This window comes from Pseudomonas agarici, from assembly GCF_900109755.1.
GTDB classification, from domain to species: Bacteria; Pseudomonadota; Gammaproteobacteria; order Pseudomonadales; family Pseudomonadaceae; genus Aquipseudomonas; species Aquipseudomonas agarici.
Genome location: NZ_FOAR01000005.1, coordinates 46074 through 63754, shown reverse-complemented (window position 1 = coordinate 63754; position 17681 = coordinate 46074). Strand labels below are relative to the sequence as shown.

16 protein-coding genes are annotated in these 17681 nt (G+C 61.0%); 9 read left to right on the top strand and 7 right to left on the bottom strand.

Annotated features, from left to right (window positions below; genetic code table 11):
- The first annotated feature begins 53 nt into the window (after positions 1-53).
- From BMX68_RS06400 to BMX68_RS06370, 7 genes are all read left to right on the top strand, one after another.
- Positions 54-1325 carry an ABC transporter substrate-binding protein gene (locus BMX68_RS06400; RefSeq protein ID WP_425262056.1) on the top strand — a complete coding sequence of 424 codons (1272 nt, stop codon included), beginning with the start codon at positions 54-56 and terminating at the stop codon, positions 1323-1325.
- 109 nt (positions 1326-1434) lie between these two features.
- Positions 1435-2361: a carbohydrate ABC transporter permease gene (locus BMX68_RS06395; RefSeq protein WP_017133763.1), complete on the top strand. Its 927-nt coding sequence runs from the start codon at positions 1435-1437 to the stop codon at positions 2359-2361.
- A 10-nt stretch (positions 2362-2371) separates the two neighbouring features.
- Positions 2372-3208, top strand: coding sequence for a carbohydrate ABC transporter permease (locus BMX68_RS06390; RefSeq protein WP_017133762.1), 837 nt, complete (start codon positions 2372-2374; stop codon positions 3206-3208).
- 209 nt (positions 3209-3417) lie between these two features.
- The gene (locus BMX68_RS06385; protein WP_017133761.1) at positions 3418-4521 is read left to right on the top strand and encodes an ABC transporter ATP-binding protein; all 1104 of its coding nucleotides are present in this window, start codon (positions 3418-3420) and stop codon (positions 4519-4521) included.
- 18 nt (positions 4522-4539) lie between these two features.
- Complete coding sequence (locus tag BMX68_RS06380; RefSeq protein WP_017133760.1) at positions 4540-6021, top strand: mannitol dehydrogenase family protein; 1482 nt, start codon at positions 4540-4542, stop codon at positions 6019-6021.
- Between the two features lie 105 nt (positions 6022-6126).
- Positions 6127-7617: a xylulokinase gene (gene xylB, locus BMX68_RS06375; protein ID WP_017133759.1), complete on the top strand. Its 1491-nt coding sequence runs from the start codon at positions 6127-6129 to the stop codon at positions 7615-7617.
- 6 nt (positions 7618-7623) lie between these two features.
- Entirely contained in the window at positions 7624-8562 is a 939-nt protein-coding gene (locus BMX68_RS06370) for a carbohydrate kinase family protein (protein WP_017133758.1), read from the top strand.
- 86 nt (positions 8563-8648) lie between these two features.
- Here the strand turns inward: BMX68_RS06370 and BMX68_RS06365 are convergent, their stop codons facing one another.
- Positions 8649-9818: a PilT/PilU family type 4a pilus ATPase gene (locus BMX68_RS06365; RefSeq protein WP_017133757.1), complete on the bottom strand. Its 1170-nt coding sequence runs from the start codon at positions 9816-9818 to the stop codon at positions 8649-8651.
- Positions 9819-9953: 135 nt separating this feature from the next.
- Here BMX68_RS06365 and BMX68_RS06360 point away from each other — a divergent pair, with 135 nt between their 5' ends.
- Positions 9954-12485 carry a PAS domain-containing hybrid sensor histidine kinase/response regulator gene (locus BMX68_RS06360; RefSeq protein ID WP_060782453.1) on the top strand — a complete coding sequence of 844 codons (2532 nt, stop codon included), beginning with the start codon at positions 9954-9956 and terminating at the stop codon, positions 12483-12485.
- Between the two features lie 57 nt (positions 12486-12542).
- Positions 12543-12818: a peptidylprolyl isomerase gene (locus BMX68_RS06355; protein ID WP_017133756.1), complete on the top strand. Its 276-nt coding sequence runs from the start codon at positions 12543-12545 to the stop codon at positions 12816-12818.
- A 35-nt stretch (positions 12819-12853) separates the two neighbouring features.
- Here BMX68_RS06355 and BMX68_RS06350 read toward each other — a convergent pair whose 3' ends face one another.
- Genes BMX68_RS06350 through BMX68_RS06325 form a run of 6 tightly spaced genes read right to left on the bottom strand, consistent with a single transcriptional unit; the run spans position 12854 to position 17676 of the window.
- Positions 12854-13780 carry a sugar kinase gene (locus BMX68_RS06350; RefSeq protein ID WP_017133755.1) on the bottom strand — a complete coding sequence of 309 codons (927 nt, stop codon included), beginning with the start codon at positions 13778-13780 and terminating at the stop codon, positions 12854-12856.
- 15 nt (positions 13781-13795) lie between these two features.
- A complete protein-coding gene (locus BMX68_RS06345) occupies positions 13796-15013 on the bottom strand; it encodes an amino acid deaminase (protein ID WP_017133754.1) in 1218 nt (405 codons plus the stop codon).
- Positions 15014-15048: 35 nt separating this feature from the next.
- Positions 15049-15813: an IclR family transcriptional regulator gene (locus BMX68_RS06340; RefSeq protein WP_017133753.1), complete on the bottom strand. Its 765-nt coding sequence runs from the start codon at positions 15811-15813 to the stop codon at positions 15049-15051.
- Position 15814: 1 nt separating this feature from the next.
- Positions 15815-16204, bottom strand: coding sequence for a RidA family protein (locus tag BMX68_RS06335; RefSeq protein ID WP_017133752.1), 390 nt, complete (start codon positions 16202-16204; stop codon positions 15815-15817).
- Between the two features lie 21 nt (positions 16205-16225).
- The gene (locus BMX68_RS06330) at positions 16226-17017 is read right to left on the bottom strand and encodes an amino acid ABC transporter ATP-binding protein (protein WP_017133751.1); all 792 of its coding nucleotides are present in this window, start codon (positions 17015-17017) and stop codon (positions 16226-16228) included.
- On the bottom strand, positions 17014-17676 hold the full coding sequence (locus tag BMX68_RS06325; RefSeq protein ID WP_017133750.1) for an amino acid ABC transporter permease: 663 nt from the start codon (positions 17674-17676) through the stop codon (positions 17014-17016). The genes BMX68_RS06330 and BMX68_RS06325 overlap by 4 nt, the downstream gene beginning before the upstream one ends.
- Between the last annotated feature and the right edge of the window lie 5 nt (positions 17677-17681).

Here is a 17681-nt window from a genome sequence, read left to right as displayed (position 1 = left end):
AAGAGGAGTGTTCGATGAAAGCCGTTGCAAAAGCTCTGCTCGTCTCCACCTGCATGACCATCAGTGGCGTCAGTTTCGGTGCCCAGACCCTGACCATAGCCACCGTCAACAATAGCGACATGATTCGCATGCAAAAGCTCTCGAAGACCTTCGAGGCTGAACACCCGGACATCAAGTTAAACTGGGTAGTACTGGAGGAAAACGTCCTACGCCAGCGCCTGACTACCGATATCGCTACCCAGGGCGGCCAGTTCGACGTGCTGACCATTGGCATGTACGAAGCCGCACTCTGGAGCGCCAAGGGTTGGCTGGAACCGATGACCAACCTGCCCGCCGCCTACGATATCGATGACGTATTCCCTTCGGTACGTGACGGCCTGTCGGTCAAGGGTACCCTGTTCGCCCTGCCGTTCTACGCCGAAAGCTCCATGACCTACTACCGCACCGACCTGTTCGAGGACGCAGGTCTGACCATGCCCGAGCGGCCGACCTGGGAACAGATCGGTGAGTTCGCCGCCAAGCTCAACCATCCCGAGAAGGAGCAATACGGTATCTGCCTGCGTGGCAAGGCCGGCTGGGGAGAGAATATGGCCCTGATTACCACCGTCGCCAATGCCTATGGCGCGCGCTGGTTCGATGAAAAATGGCAGCCGGAATTCAATGGCCCTGAATGGAAAAACGCCCTGAACTTCTACGTCGAGACCATGAAAAGCTCCGGCCCACCCGGTGCTTCGAGTAACGGTTTCAACGAAAACCTGGCGCTGTTTAACAGCGGCAAGTGCGCCATCTGGGTCGATGCCAGCGTGGCCGGCTCGTTCGTCACCGACAAGACTCAGAGCAAGGTCAGCGATCACGTCGGCTTTACCTATGCACCGCAACAGGTCACCGAGAAAGGTTCGTCCTGGCTCTACTCCTGGGCCCTGGCGATCCCGACCAGTTCCAAGGCCAAGGACGCGGCGAGAACCTTCAGTACCTGGGCCACCTCCAAGGAATACGGAGCGCTGGTGGCCAAGGAGGACGGCATCGCCAACGTACCACCGGGCACCCGGGCTTCGACCTACACCGAGGCCTACATGAAAGCGGCGCCGTTCGCCAAGGTCACCCTGGAATCGTTGAAGGTCGCCAACCCGAAAGACCCGAGCGCCAAGCCCGTGCCTTATATCGGGATCCAACTGGTGACCATTCCTGAGTTTCAGGCTATCGGCACCCAGGTCGGCAAGCAGTTCTCTGCCGCACTGACCGGCCAGAGCACGGTCGACAAAGCCTTGGCCGATGCCCAGACCTTCACCGAACGTGAAATGAAACGCGCGGGTTATCCGAAGTAACCCCTGACAACAGCCCCTTTGGGAGCCGGGCAAGCTCCGCTCCCATGGGATTGAGTCCCGGCAGGACTGACGATTGCCCGCTCCTTGTACCTAATTGGTTTTGAACACCATGAATACCTCCGCTGCCAAAGCCCATATGGATATACCCCAGCCGCTGCGCAAAAGCCGTCTGCGCAACCCTGGCTGGTTCCTAGTCTCGCCCTCGGTTGGCCTGTTGCTGCTGTGGATGATCGTGCCCCTGGGCATGACCGTTTACTTTTCGCTGATCCGCTACAACCTGCTCTATCCGGGCGAAAACCAATTTGTCGGCCTGGAAAATTACAGCTACTTTCTGACCGACTCGGGATTTCTCCCCGGTGCTACCAACACCCTGTTGCTGGTGGGCAGCGTGTTGCTGATCAGCATCGTGTTCGGTGTACTGATTTCGGCGCTGCTCGAAGCCAGTGAATTCTTCGGTCGCGGCATCGTCCGGGTCCTGTTGATCTCGCCGTTTTTTATCATGCCTACCGTCGGCGCGCTGATCTGGAAAAACCTGATTTTCCACCCGGTGTCGGGAGTTCTCGCGGCTCTGTGGCGAGTGTTCGGCGCGCAACCGGTGGACTGGTTGGCCCATTACCCGCTGCTGTCGATCATTATCATCGTTTCCTGGCAATGGCTGCCCTTCGCCATCCTGATCCTGATGACCGCCATGCAGTCCCTGGATCAGGAACAGAAAGAAGCCGCACGCCTGGATGGCGCGGGTGCGGTGGCGATTTTCTGGCACCTGACCCTACCCCATCTGGCCCGACCGATTGCCGTGGTGATGATGATCGAAACGATCTTCCTGCTCTCGGTATTCGCGGAAATCTTCACCACTACCAACGGTGGTCCGGGTTATGCCTCGACCAACCTGGCGTACCTGATCTACAACCAGGCCCTGGTGCAGTTCGATGTTGGCATGGCTTCGGCCGGCGGCTTGATCGCCGTGATTATCGCCAATATCGCCGCGATCATCCTCGTGCGGATGATCGGCAAAAACCTGACAGACAAGCCTTGAGGCCCGTGCCATGACCCTCACACTCAAACAATTTCGGCGCCTGCAAAGCGTTCTGCTCGGCGTCCTGGCCTGGGCCATCGCCATCCTGATCTTCTTCCCGATCTTCTGGATGGTGCTGACCAGCTTCAAGACCGAGATCGACGCGTTCGCCACGCCGCCGCAGCTTTTCTTCACCCCGACGCTGGAGAATTATCTGCATATTCAGGAGCGCAGTGATTACTTTCACTTCGCCTGGAACTCGGTGGTGATCTCCATCAGCGCCACGCTGTTGTGCATGCTGATCGCGGTACCGGCCGCTTACTCCATGGCGTTCTACGAAACCCATCGAACCAAGCGCACCTTACTCTGGATGCTCTCCACCAAGATGCTACCGCCGGTAGGCGTGCTGATGCCGATCTACCTGCTGGCCAAGTCCCTCGGCCTACTCGATACCCGCATTTCGCTGATCGTGATCTACACCCTGATCAACCTGCCGATCGTGGTCTGGATGGTGTACACCTACTTCAAGGACATCCCCAAGGACATCCTCGAAGCCGCCCGCCTCGACGGGGCCACGTTGCAACAGGAAATGATTCGGGTGCTGCTGCCGATCAGCAAGGGTGGACTGGCCTCGACCATGCTGCTGTCATTGATCCTGTGCTGGAACGAGGCCTTCTGGTCGCTGAATCTGACCTCTTCCGCCGCCGCGCCGCTGACCGCTTTGATCGCGTCCTACTCAAGCCCCGAAGGCTTGTTCTGGGCCAAGCTGTCCGCCGTCTCGACCCTGGCTTGCGCACCGATCCTGATCTTCGGCTGGATCAGTCAGAAACAGCTGGTACGCGGCCTGTCCTTCGGCGCCGTGAAATAAATGAACGAGTCCCATGTGCGCTGATGAGAACACTACGCAACCTGTAGGGGCATCCCGTCGACGCTTGATTGCTCGCGAAGCTTTTGACGATTTCCAGTGCCTGTTCGCTCGATGCGACGTCCCGACAAACCCGGCGCCTACAAGGGCCACGTTGCAACAAACACACTCAAGCGCATGACCCCAGAACAAGTCTCAAAAGGAGCCTCATCATGGCCAACCTGAAAATCAAGAATCTGAAAAAAGGCTTCGAAGGTTTTTCCATCATCAAAGGCATCGACCTGGAAGTCCGCGACCGTGAATTCGTGGTCTTCGTCGGGCCGTCCGGCTGCGGCAAATCGACCCTGCTCCGCCTGATCGCGGGCCTGGAGGAAGTCACCTCTGGCACCATCGAACTGGACGGTCGCGATATTACCGAGGTCAGCCCGGCCAAACGCGACCTGGCGATGGTGTTCCAGACCTACGCCCTGTATCCGCACATGAGCGTGCGCAAGAACATGTCCTTCGCCCTGGACCTGTCTGGCGTAGCCAAGGCCGACGTCGAGCGCAAGGTCAACGAGGCCGCACGGATCCTCGAACTCGGTCCATTGCTCGAACGTAAACCCAAGCAACTCTCCGGTGGTCAACGCCAACGGGTGGCCATCGGCCGGGCGATCGTGCGCAATCCGAAGATCTTCCTGTTCGACGAACCGCTGTCCAACCTCGACGCCGCCCTGCGGGTGCAGATGCGCCTGGAACTGGCTCGGCTGCACAAGGAACTGCAGGCGACCATGATCTACGTGACCCACGACCAGGTCGAAGCGATGACCCTGGCCGACAAAGTGGTGGTCCTCAACAGTGGTCGTATCGAACAGGTCGGCTCACCTCTGGAGCTCTATCACTCGCCGGCCAACCTGTTTGTCGCCGGTTTCCTCGGCACGCCGAAGATGGGCTTCCTCAAGGGCAAGGTCAGCCGTATCGACGGCCAGGGCTGTGAGGTCGAACTTGAGGCCGGCACCCGTATCAGCCTGCCTCACAGCGGTGCCAGCCTCAGTGTCGGTAGCCCGGTGACCCTGGGCATCCGCCCGGAACACCTGGAAATCGCCAAGGCCGGGGATTGCACCCTGCAAGTCACCGCCGATGTCGGCGAACGCCTGGGCAGCGACACCTTCTGCCACGTCGTGACCCACTCCGGGGAACCACTGACCATGCGTATCCGCGGGGACATGGCCAGCCAGTACGGCGAAACGCTCAACCTGCACCTGGACAGCACCCATTGCCACCTATTCGATGCCGACGGCGTTGCGGTCGCCCGCCCGCTACGCGCTGCCGCCTGATTGACGAGAATCCTTGCAATGAACCTGAACAAACAGAACCTGCACAACCTAGCCCCTGAAGTCGCCGTGCCCCAGTACGCGGCAACCAACACCCGGCAAGGTATTGCCCATATCGGCGTCGGCGGCTTTCACCGCGCTCACCAGGCCTACTACACCGACGCCCTGATGAACCTCGGCGAGGGCCTGGACTGGAGCATCTGCGGCGTCGGCCTGCGGAAAGAAGACCAGGGCATACGCGACGCCCTGTCATCCCAGGACTATCTCTACACCCTCTATGAGCTGGGCGAAGGCGACGACACCGAGACCCGCGTGATCGCTTCCATCAGTGGCATGCTGCTGGCTCAGGACGGTGCCCAGGTGCTGATCGACAAATTGGCTTCGCCGCAGATTCGTATCGTTTCGCTGACCATCACCGAAGGCGGCTACTGCATCGACGACAGCAACGGCGAATTCATGAGCCACTTGCCGCAGATCCAGCACGACCTGCGTCACCCAGAGGAGCCGCAGACGGTCTTCGGTTTTCTCTGCGCGGCCCTGACCCAGCGTCGTGCCCATGGCGTCCCGGCCTTCACCCTGATGTCTTGCGATAACCTGCCGCACAACGGCGCAATGACCCGCAAGGCGCTGCTGGCCTTCGCCGCCTTGCGCGATGCCGACCTGCGCGACTGGATCGCCGAACACGTCAGCTTCCCCAACGCCATGGTCGACCGTATTACGCCGATGACCAGCGCCACCCATCGCCTGCAACTGCATGATGAGCATGGTGTCGACGACGCTTGGCCAGTAGTCTGCGAACCCTTTGTGCAGTGGGTCCTGGAAGACAAGTTCAGCAACGGTCGGCCAGCCTGGGAAAAGGTCGGCGTGCAGTTCACCGACGACGTCACGCCCTACGAAGAGATGAAGATCAAGTTGCTCAACGGCAGTCACCTGGCCCTCACCTACCTGGGCTTCCTCAAGGGTTACCGTTTCGTCCACGAAACCATGAACGATCCGCTGTTCGTGGCCTATATGCACGCCTACATGGACCTTGACGTGACCCCGCAATTGGCGCCGGTGCCCGGGATCGATCTGAGCGACTACAAGGACACCCTGGTCAAGCGTTTCTCCAACCAGACGATTGCCGACCAGCTGGAGCGAGTCTGCTCCGACGGTTCCTCGAAGCTCCCCAAGTTCACCGTCCCCACCATCAACCGATTGATCGCCGACGGTCGCGACACCGAGCGCGCGGCGTTGGTGGTGGCGGCCTGGGCGCTGTACCTCAAGGGTGTCGATGAAAACGGCACGACCTACCGTATTGCCGACCCACGGGCCGAGTTCTGCCAGGCACTGGTGACCGACGACGCACTGATCGCGCAGCGCTTGCTGGCGGTGGAAGAGATCTTCGGTACGGCGATTCCCAAATCGGCGGCGTTTGTCGCGGCCTTCGAAAAGAACCTCAATAGCTTGCAGGAAGTCGGCGTGAGCCAGACACTGGAGCGTTTATTGGCCAAAACAAACTGAATCTGTGATGCCCCTTGTGGCGAGCGGTCTTGTCGGAACGCCACGGTGGCGCTCGCCACAGGTCCACTCGCCACACAGCTATAGCCCTATTCAAGCAGGCCAAGCATGCAGCAGAAACTCTACCTCGGCATTGATTGCGGCACCCAAGGCACCAAGGCGATTGTCCTCGACACCGTCAGCGGCCGGGTGCTCGGCCAGGGCTCGGCCCCTCATAGTATGATCAGCGGTGCCAATGGCCGTCGCGAACAGGACGTCAGCCAATGGCTGGAAGCCTTTACCCTGGCCACCCGCCAGGCAGTGCAGGTTGCGGGGATCGACGGCCAGTCGATTCTCGGCATCGGCGTCTCCGGCCAACAGCACGGCCTGGTGCTGCTTGACCAGCAAGGCCACGTTCTGCGCCCGGCCAAGCTCTGGTGCGACACCGAAACCACCCCGCAAAATCAGCGCCTGCTAGAACACTTGGGCGGCGCAGCAGGCTCACTCGAACGCCTGGGTTTGGTGATTGCCCCCGGCTATACGCTCTCCAAGCTGCTCTGGACCCAAGAACACCACCCTGAACTGTTCGCCCGGATTGCCCATATCCTGCTGCCCCACGACTACCTCAACTACTGGCTGACCGGTCGTGCTTGCGCGGAGTACGGCGACGCTTCGGGCACTGGTTACTTCGATGTGCGCAAGCGCAACTGGGACCTGCAACTGCTGAGCGACATCGACCCCAGCGGACGCCTACAAGCCGCCCTCCCGGAACTGCTGGAAGCCCACCAGCCAGTCGGCCGGGTACTGCCCGAAATCGCCCGGCACCTGGGCATCAACCCAGCAGCCCTGGTCGCCAGCGGTGGTGGCGACAACATGATGGGCGCCATCGGCACCGGCAACATCCGTCCCGGCGTGATTACCATGAGTCTGGGCTCTTCCGGCACCGTCTATGCCTACGCCGAACAACCGCAGATCAGTGCCGATGCCGCGGTAGCGACGTTCTGTTCTTCCAGCGGCGGCTGGCTCCCGCTGATCTGCACCATGAACCTGACCAACGCCACTGGCGCGGTGCGCGAGTTGTTCGATCTCGGGCTCGACGACTTCAATGCCCAAGTCGAGCAGGCCCCTATCGGCGCCAACGGCGTCAGCATGCTGCCGTTTCTCAACGGCGAGCGGGTCCCCGCGCTGCCCCAGGCCAGCGGCAGCCTACTGGGGCTGACCCTGACCAACCTGACCCAGGCCAACCTGTGCCGCGCCGTGGTCGAGGGCACCACCTTTGGTTTGCGCTACGGCCTCGACTTGCTGCGCGACAACGGCCTGCAAAGTCATGGTATTCGCCTGATTGGCGGTGGCGCGAAGAGTGCGGTCTGGCGACAGATGGTCGCCGATATCATGGACACACCAGTGATCTGTACCGAACAGAGCGAGGCCGCCGCACTCGGCGCGGCGATCCAGGCGGCCTGGTGTGAGTCCGGGGAGATTCATAGTCTGGAGGCACTATGCGAGCGTTGCGTCAACCTCGACGCCGCCAGCGAAACCTGGCCGACTCCGGCCAATGTCAGCACCTATCAACCGATTTATCACCGCTACCGTCAACAGGTCGCGGCCATTCAAGAGTGAGCATCCATGTATCTGGTCTGTGGTGAAGCGCTGTTCGATTTTTTCAGTGAGCCTGACGCAAGCGGACAAACCTCCAAGGTAAACTTCAAGGCCATTGCCGGCGGTTCGCCGTTCAACGTCGCGGTCGGCCTACGCCGCCTGGGCGTCGACGCGGCGTTGCTGGCCGGGCTGTCTACCGATTACCTGGGACGGCGCCTGCAACAAGTCCTGTGCGAAGAAGGCGTGCGCGCCGATTACCTACTGGACTTCACGGCCCCCACCACCCTGGCGATGGTCGCCGTGGGTGCCGACGGTTCGCCTCATTACAGCTTCCGTGGCGAAGGCTGTGCCGACCGCCAGTTGCTGGCGGAGCACTTGCCGTCACTCGGTGACGAGGTCCGTGGCCTGCATATCGGCTCGTTCTCGCTGGTGGTGCAGCCGATTGCCGATACCCTGCTGACCCTGGTACGGCGGGAAAGCGGTCGCCGGTTGATCACCCTCGACCCCAACGTGCGCCTCAACCCACAGCCGAATATTGAATTGTGGCGCGAGCGTATCGCGGAGCTGGCCGAACACGCCGACATGATCAAGGTCAGCGACGAGGACCTGAGCCTGCTCTACCCTGATCGCGACCCACGGAGCGTTGCCGAGGGCTGGCTTACCCAGCGCTGCCAGGTGGTATTCCTGACCCGTGGCAACCAGGGTGCCAGCGTATTCAGCCGCCGCCATGGCCACTGGTCAGTGCCCGCGCGCGAAGTCGTCACCGCCGATACGGTCGGCGCCGGCGATACCTTCCAGGCAGCCTTGATCGCTTGGTTGACCGAACATCAACTGGACTCGGTGGAAGGCCTGGAACGCCTGGACAAGGCTCAGATCGACGAGATGCTGGACTTCGCCGTCCGTGCCGCCGCGATCACCTGCAGCCGCACCGGGCCGGACCTGCCGTATCGGCATCAGGTGGTGTGATCCCGGAAAACCACAGGCGACGGTAATCAAACAATGGACGTTTGGGGCTACGACAGGACACCGCTGGTGCGCACGGTCGAGGAGGTTCAATCCGGGCCGCGTTCGCCATCGTCCACCAGGCCCCAATCCTTCACATCCAGCTCCGGCGCCGCCACCGGCGCCGCGGGTGGCATGGTCTGCTGGGCCAGTGCGCCATTGTCATGATGCAGCTTCAGGCGCAGGCGCAAGTTGTTGACCGAGTCGGCATTCTTCAGCGCTTCCTCTTCGTCGATCGCCCCTTCCACCACCAGTTGGAACAAGGCCGTATCGAAGGTTTGCATGCCGCTGATCTCGGATTTCTCCATGATGCCCTTGAGCTCGGCAAACTCGTTGCGCTTGATGAAATCACGAATAGTCGGCGTGCCCAGCATCACTTCCACCGCCGCCCGGCGCTTGTCGTCGGTGGTACGCACCAGCCGTTGCGAAACAAAGGCCTGCAGATTGTTACCCAGGTCATTGAGCAGTTGCGAACGACGGTCTTCCGGAAAGAAGTTGATGATCCGGTCCAGCGCCTGGTTGGCGTTGTTGGCATGCAGGGTAGAGATCGCCAGGTGCCCGGTGTCGGCAAAGGCCAGGGCATGCTCCATGGTTTCGCGATCGCGGATTTCGCCGATCAGGATCACATCCGGGGCCTGGCGCAGGGTGTTTTTCAGCGCCGCGTGGAAGCTGCGGGTGTCGACCCCTACTTCGCGCTGGTTGATGATCGACTTCTTGTGCCGGTGGATATACTCCACCGGATCCTCGATGGTAATGATATGGTCGCCGCTGTGCCGATTGCGATAATCGATCAGGGCCGCCAGCGAGGTGGACTTGCCTGAGCCGGTAGCACCGACGAACAGCACCAGGCCGCGCTTCTCCATGATGGTTTGCAGCAGGATCGGCGGCAGCTTGAGGTCTTCGAAACGCGGAATCTCCAGCTTGATATTACGAGCCACAATCGAGACTTCGTTGCGTTGCTTGAAGATATTGATGCGGAAGCGCCCGACACCCGGCAATGACATCGCCAGATTCATCTCCAGCTCCCGTTCGAACTGCAGGCGCTGCTCGGCGTCCATGATAGCGTCGGCGATCAGCGCCACCTCGCCGGCCTTGAGCGCTTCAGTACCCAACGGCTTGAGTACGCCGTTGAACTTGGCACACGGTGGCGCCCCGGTCGACAGGTACAAGTCCGAACCGTCCTGGACGGCCAGAATTTTCAATAGCGCTTGGATTTCCATGGCAAGGGTTTCCGCAATACAGTCAATTGAGATTCAAACCATTAATCCGGTGTCATTTCGAATTGGTAATGGTCTACAGCTTGGGGGGATAATAAGCCGCCGCGCAACTCAAAGTTTTACCTTCAAGGCAGGTTTATGAACGGATCGATCCCCGACAACGACGTCGCCACCCTCATGAGTCACCAGGACTGGTCGCACAATCCCGTGGGCGCAATCAATCGCTGGCCACAGAGCCTGCGTACCGCAGTCGATATCGTCACCCATTCGCCCATACCGATGCTGCTGCTCTGGGGCACGCAACAGGTACAGATCTACAACGACAGCTTCGCCCGGCTTATCGGCGACCGCCATCCCGAGGCATTCGGCCAGCCGGCCAACGAAACCTGGTCGGATTACCAGGACTTCAGCACGCCGATCTTTCAAGACGTGCTGGCAGGCCAGACCCGCAGCCTGGCGGAGCAATGTTTCAAGGTGCGCCACGCTGGCGTGAACATCGATCTCTGGGTGGACCTGACCTACAACCCGGTGCGCAATGAACGGGGCGACGTTGCCGGCATCCTGATCACCGTGATCGAAACCCATGAACGCCGACTGACCCTTGAACTGCGGCAGCGCTCCGAAGCGAGCATCAAGGCTCAGCAGGACAGCGAAGACCGCCTGCAACTGGCGATGGCTGCCACGGGTACCCTCGGCACCTGGGACTGGGATATCGATCAGGACCGCTTCGTCACCGATGCGCGATTTGCCCGGCTGCACGGCGTCGACCCGGCTCAGGCGGCGCACACGCCTCTTAATGCCTATATGCAGAGCGTTCACCCGGAAGATCGTGGGCTGGTAGCGCGTGGTATCAAGTATTGCCTGGAGAACAATACCGAACATGCCGAGGAATACCGGGTCCAGACCCGTGGCCAGGTCCGCTGGGTGTTCGCCCGAGGCCGCTGCTATCGGGGGCCCCATGGCCGGGCCCAACGCTTTGTCGGGGCGGCCCTGGACATTACCGAACGCAAACACAGTGAACAAGCGCTACGCCAGAGCCAGACCGAACTGCAACTGGTGATCAATGCCGTACCGGCGCTGATCGGCTATGTCGACCACGAGGAGCGCTTTCGCCTGAACAACAGCGCTTACCTCGACTGGTTCGGCAAGACCCCCCAAGAACTCTATGGCAAGACCCTGCTCGAAGTGTTCGGTGAGGACGCCTATGCCCAACGCGCCGAGTACATCGCCAACGCGCTGGCGGGCAAGGCCTGCAGTTTCAGCATCGACAACCTGCACCGCGACGGACGCAGGCGGCACGCGGCGATGCGCTACTTGCCACGCTATGGTCAGGACGGTGCGGTCAACGGTTTCTATATCTTCGTCAGCGACGAAACCGAGCGTAAACAAACCGAAGAGGCGCTGCGCAATCTCAACGAGACCCTCGAAGAGCGCGTGGCCCAGCGCACCCAGGCGCTGGCCGAGTCGAACCAGCGCCTGCAGAACGAAATGTTCGAGCGCGAGCGCGCCGAAGATGCCCTGCGCCATGCTCAAAAAATGGAAGCGGTCGGCCAGTTGACCGGCGGTATCGCTCACGATTTCAACAATATGCTCACCGGTATCATCGGCAGTCTCGACCTGATGCAGCGCTATATCGCCGCAGGGCGCAGTGCCGAGATCGGACGTTTTGCCGATGCTGCGATCAACTCCGCCCAGCGTGCGGCAGCCCTGACCCATCGCCTGCTGGCTTTCTCCCGTCGGCAATCGCTGGACAGCAAGCGCATCGATCCGAACCAATTGGTGCAATCGCTGGAAGAGCTGTTCAGTCGCACCAAAGGCGCCCATATCCAATTGCAAGTCCGGCTCGGCCAGGATATCTGGCCGGTGAACACGGACACCGGACAACTGGAAAGCGCCCTGCTCAACCTGGTGATCAATGCCCGCGATGCGATGCCCGAAGGCGGTACGCTGCTGATCGAAACGGCTAACAGTTGCCTCGACGGCAGTGATATCAACTCCCTGGAGTCGGTCAAGGCTGGCGACTATGTCATGATTGGCGTCAGCGACAATGGCACCGGCATGAGTCCGCTGATCCTGGCCAAGGCCTTCGACCCGTTCTTCACCACCAAGCCCATTGGCCAGGGCACCGGCCTGGGGCTGTCGATGATCTATGGCTTTGCCCAGCAGTCCGGCGGCCATGTCACGCTGCAAAGCGAACCCGGCCAAGGCACCTGCGTGCGTCTTTACCTGCCGCGCTTTCACGCCGAGGCCGACGAGGCGGCGCCCACGCCCAACACCCCACAGTCGCCCACGGCAGCCGCCGATGAGTCGGTGATGGTGGTCGAGGACGACCCGGCGGTACGCATGCTGGTGCTCAACGTGCTGGACGAGCTGGGCTACACCGTCCATCCGGCCGCTGATGCACGAACCGCCCTGCCGTTGCTGGAGTCTGCGTTGCGCATTGACCTGCTGGTAACCGACGTCGGTTTGCCCGGCATGAACGGTCGGCAACTGGCTGAGATTGCCCGTCAGCATCGTCCAGAGCTCAAAGTGTTGTTCATGACCGGCTATGCGGAGAAAGCCGCTGAGCGCCAGGGCTTTCTCGAAGAAGGCATGGACCTCATCGCCAAACCCTTTACCCTTGATCTACTGGCCAACCGGGTGCGCGACATGATCGGCCACGGCAACTGATCTTCGGGCATAATCGCGCACCCTGTCGCCCGCTCCACCGTTTCAAGGTATCTGTCAATGAAAGCTCAAGCCCGTCATATCCTGGTCAAGACCGCCGAGGAAGCCGAACAACTCAAGCAACGCATTGCCAAGGGCGAAGCCTTCGACGTGCTGGCCAAGAAGCACTCCACCTGCCCTTCGGGCAAGCGCGGCGGCGACTTGGGGGAAGTGCGTCCGGGGCAGATGGTCGGGGCAATTGACCAGGTGATCTTCAAGAAGCCGCTGCGTACCGTGCACGGGCCGATCAAGAGCAAGTTCGGTTATCACCTGGTGCAGGTCTTCTATCGCGACTGAAACGAGCATCAGTGGTGGCGAGCAGGTTGAGACTCTCAGCCACGTGCAATCAACGCCCCGTGGACCTGGATCACCTGGCTCGCCAGCCGATGCCCGGCTAGCGCGGCTTGTTGCGGATTGCCACCGGTCAAGCGACTCGCCAGATACCCGGCACTGAACGAATCCCCCGCCGCCGTGGTGTCCACTACGGTCTCGACCTCCTGCGCAGGCACCTCGAACGCTTCGCCTTCACAGTGGATCAGGCAACTCTTGGCGCCCCGCTTGATCACTACCTCCGGCGTGCCGATCTGGTCGTAGGCAGCGAATACCGTTGGGCCGTCGGCATAACCAAACAACGCCTGCTCGTCCTCCAACGTCAACAATGCCAGGTCGACATACGGCAGGATCTGCCGATAAGCCGTGCGGGCCTGTTCGATACCCGACCAGAGGCGTGGCCGGTAGTTGTTGTCGAACACCACTCGGGTATCGCCCCGACGCGCCTCTTGCAACACGGCAATCAACTTCTCCCGGCCAAGCTCGCCGAGCACCGCCAGGGTGATGCCGCTGAAGTACAGCACATCGTAATCCGGCAAGGCCGCGAGGATCGGCACCGCGCCTGGTGTACTGAAGCAATCGCGAACCGCCGCCTCGTTACGCCAGTAGAGAAAGCGGCGCTCGCCGCCCGCATCGGTCTGGATGCAATACAGGCCGGGCAAGCGTCCGGGCAGGCGCTGGACCTTGTCCAGGCCGATGCCCTCCTCGGCCCAGGTCCGGCACATGGCGTCGCTGAAGCTGTCGTCCCCCAGCGCCGTGACGTAATCCACCGATCCCCGCCCGGCCAATTCGCGGGAGAGATAGACCGCAGTGTTCAAGGTGTCGCCGCCAAAGCTCTGGCGCAGGCTGCCATCGGCCTGTTGTTGCAGTTCGATCATGCATTCGCCGATCAGGGCAATACGCGGTGGGGGCAGGCTGTGGGTGGTCATTCAGGCAATATCCCCTTAGAAGCAGGTGTCGAAGGTCTCGATCACGCTCAGTTGCTCATCGACAATGCAGCCAACGCGCCATTTGTCGAAGGTCAGGCACGGATGGGAAGTGCCGAACGAGACAATATCGCCGACCCGCAGCTCGCAGCCCGGTGCCACGGTCATAAAGGCATGCTGGTCCATCACCGCAGTGATCTCACAAGTGCTGACGTCTTCACCCACCGCCGGCAGCACGCCTGCCTTGTAGCGCAGCAGCGGCACCGGCAGGCCGGCGTCGAACGCCACGTCGCGCTTGCCCAGGGCGATCACCGCGAACCCCGGCTCCGGCATCGATTGGACGTGAGCCCAGACTTCCAGCGCCGGGCGCAGGCCTTCGCTCAGGTCGCTGCGACGATGCAGCACACAACATTGCGCTAGCTTGTAGATGCCATGGTCATGGGCCACATAGCTGCCGGGACGCAGCACACTGAGGAAGCACCCGTCGGCATCCTGGGCTTCGAACTCTTCGGCGATCAGGTCGTACCAGGCCGAGCCCGAAGCGGTGATGATCGGCTTATCGATAGCGAATGCACCGCTGTTGCGCAAGCCCACCGCCAGGCGTACCAATGAGCTGGCGAAGGCGCGGATAGCGCTGACGGCCTGGTCGCCGTGGATCACGCCTTCATAACCTTCGATACCGGTCAGCGCCAGACCCGGCTGAACCTTGATAGCCTCGGCCAGCTCCAGCACCTGCTGCTCGCTGCGACAGCCGCAGCGCCCGCCGACCACGCCGTATTCGATCATTACATTGAGCCGTAGGCCGCGCCCGGCAAAGAACTCGCCGAGGGCCGCGACATTGTCCGCATGATCGACCAGGCAGTAGAACTCGAACCGCGAGTCCGCCAGCAACGCGGCGATCAACGCCATGTTCGCCGCGCCGACCAGTTGGTTAGCCATCAGCACCCGCCGCACACCGGCGGCATAGGCCGCTCGGGTCTGCACCGCCGTGGCCAGCGTCAGGCCCCAGGCGCCCTGGGCCAACTGGCGTTGAAACAGCGCCGGGACCATGCTGGTCTTGCCGTGGGGCGCCAGTTCGGCACCGCTGCGGCTGACGAAATCCTGCATCCAGCGAATATTGTGTTCCAGCGCTTCACGGTGCAACACCAGGGCCGGCAGGCTAACGTCACGTACCAGTTGGGCACCGACAGCGGCGGCGCCTTTCTCCACGCGGGGAATGTTCAAGGCAACAGGCATTTCAGACTCCTTAACAGGCACGGCCACAGCCGCTGCTATTCGTTGATTCGACGGGCCAGATTGTTCGCGCTGTCGATCAGTACCCGACGATAGTCGCTGTAGTTTTTCTGCGCATCGGTGCGAGGGGCGACGATACACAGGGTCGCGATGCAGACGCCCCGCTCGTCCTTGACCGGCGCGGCGAAGCAGTGGGTGAAGGTATCGGCGACGCTATCGAAGGAAAAGAACCCGTCGATACCCGCCTGGCGAATTTCCCCGAGGAACACCTCCAGCGCCAGGCGCTGGCCGTCCGGCAGGATAAAGTCGTCGTGATCGATCAGGTCGATGATTTCCTGGTCGCTCAAATGCGCCAGCAGCAGGCGGCCGGACGCGGTCCAGGGAATCGGCGCGTTTTCACCGATATCCGAAGAAATACGAAAATGGCGCTCACCCTCCCTCATCAGCGCCACGGTGTACTTACGACCGTTGAGCAGGCACATCTGCGCGGTTTCGCGGGTCCGACTGACGATTTCCTGCAAGGCCTGATCGGCCTCGCGACTCAGGTCGAAATGACGCAGGTGGGCCTGCCCGAGGAAATACAGTTGACGGCCCAGGTAGACATGTCCGTCCTTGCCGACGGCTTCGAGAATCCGTCGCTCCAGCAGCGACGCCACCAGTTCGTAGACCGTGGACTTAGGACTACCGATGCCGCTGGCAATATCGTTGGGGCGCAAGGGCTGGCCGATTTCCTTGAGGTAATCGAGAATATCGAACGCCCGGTCCAATCCTTTTGCCCGACGCTTGATGGTGTCTTCGGCCATGTCAGCCCTTCTTCTTGTAGGCGATGCAGTCGATCTCGACCTTGCAGTCGACCATCATGTGCGCCTGCACACAGGCCCGCGCCGGAGCGTGTTCGGGCTTGAAGTACTCGGAGAAGACCTTGTTGAAGCTCCAGAAATCCCGCGGATCTTCCAGCCAGGCGCCAACGCGCACCACATCTTCCAGGGCATAACCGGCCTCTGTGAGAATCGCGATGAGGTTCTTCATGGTCTGGTGCGTCTGCTCGACGATGCCGCCGACAATGATTTCACCATTGAGCGCCGGCACTTGGCCGGACACATGCAGCCAGCCATCGGCTTCGACGGCACGGGCGAAAGGGCGCGGCTGACCACCACCGGCGGTGCTGCCGGTGCCGTAACGAGTGATGCTCATGCTGTTCTCCTTGAATGAAAGTTAAAAACGCGTGTTCTTGAGAAACTCCGCGAGACGCAGCGATTGCGGGCGCTCGAACAGTTCTTTGGGTGGCCCCTGTTCCTCAATACGCCCCTGGTTCATAAATACGATCTTGTCGGAAACTTCGAAGGCGAAGCGCATCTCGTGAGTGACCAACAACATCGTCATGCCCTCTTCGGCCAGGTCCTTGATCACCGCCAGCACTTCGCCGACCAGTTCCGGGTCGAGGGCCGAGGTTACTTCGTCGAACAGCATCAGGCTCGGGTTCATCGCAATGGCCCGGGCAATCGCGACCCGCTGTTGCTGGCCGCCAGACAACTGTCCGGGGAAGTGATTGCGCCGGTCCAGTAGGCCGACTCGTTCCAACCACTTCTCCGCCAGGGCCACGGCCTGGTCCTTGGGCAGCTTTTTCACCTTGAGCAGGCCCAGGGTGACGTTCTGCAGCGCGCTCAGGTGCGGAAACAGGTTGAACTGCTGGAACGCCATGCCGGTCATGGCCCGATGCTGGGCAATCAGTTTTTCCCCATGACGCACGCGCTTGCCATTGGCTTCGCTGTAGCCGATAGACTCGCCTTCGAGGATGATCTGCCCGCCCTGGAACTCTTCGAGCAGGTTCACGCAACGCAACAGCGTGGTCTTGCCCGAACCGCTGGAACCAATCAGTGTGACCACGTTGCCACGCTGCATTTGCAGGTCGACACCCTTGAGTACCTCGACCTGGCCGTATTGTTTGTGCAGGTCGCGAATGCTCAGCAGCGCTTGCTTGTCGTTTTGCCTGGTAGTCGCAATCATGGCAATGCCACCCGCTTTTCAATGTGCCGACCGAGCAATTCGATGGCGTAGTTGATGATAAAGAACAGCAACCCGGCGAACAGGTAGAACTCCAGAGTCATGAAGGTCCGGGCAATCACCTGCTGAGTGCTAAGCAGCAATTCGGCAACGCCGATTACCGACAGCAGCGTCGAGGCCTTGACGATCTCGGTCGAGGAGTTGACCCAGGTCGGCAGGATCTGCCGTAGCGCCTGGGGCAACAGCACGTAACCCAGGGATTGGTAGAAGGTCAGGCCAATGGCCTTGCCCGCTTCCAACTGGCCATGGGGAATCGCTTGGAGCGCACCCCGCACGATTTCCGCGACATGGGAACCACAAAACAGCGTCAAGCCCAACACCCCCGCCTGAAACGCACTGATCTGCCAACCCAGCGCCGGGGCCATATAGAAGCAGGCCAGCACCAGGACAAATACCGGCGTGCCGCGAATCAGATCGACATACAGGCGCAACGGCAGGCGCATCCAGAACTTGCCATAGGTCAGCACCAATCCGACAACGATGCCGATCAACGTGCCGCCGACAATAGCCAGGGCCGAGCACTGCACGCTGGTCAAAAAGCCTTGCCCCAGGGTGTCTCGGGCACCCCACAATTCATGCAGCCAGCTTGGGGATTGGTACATAGGGG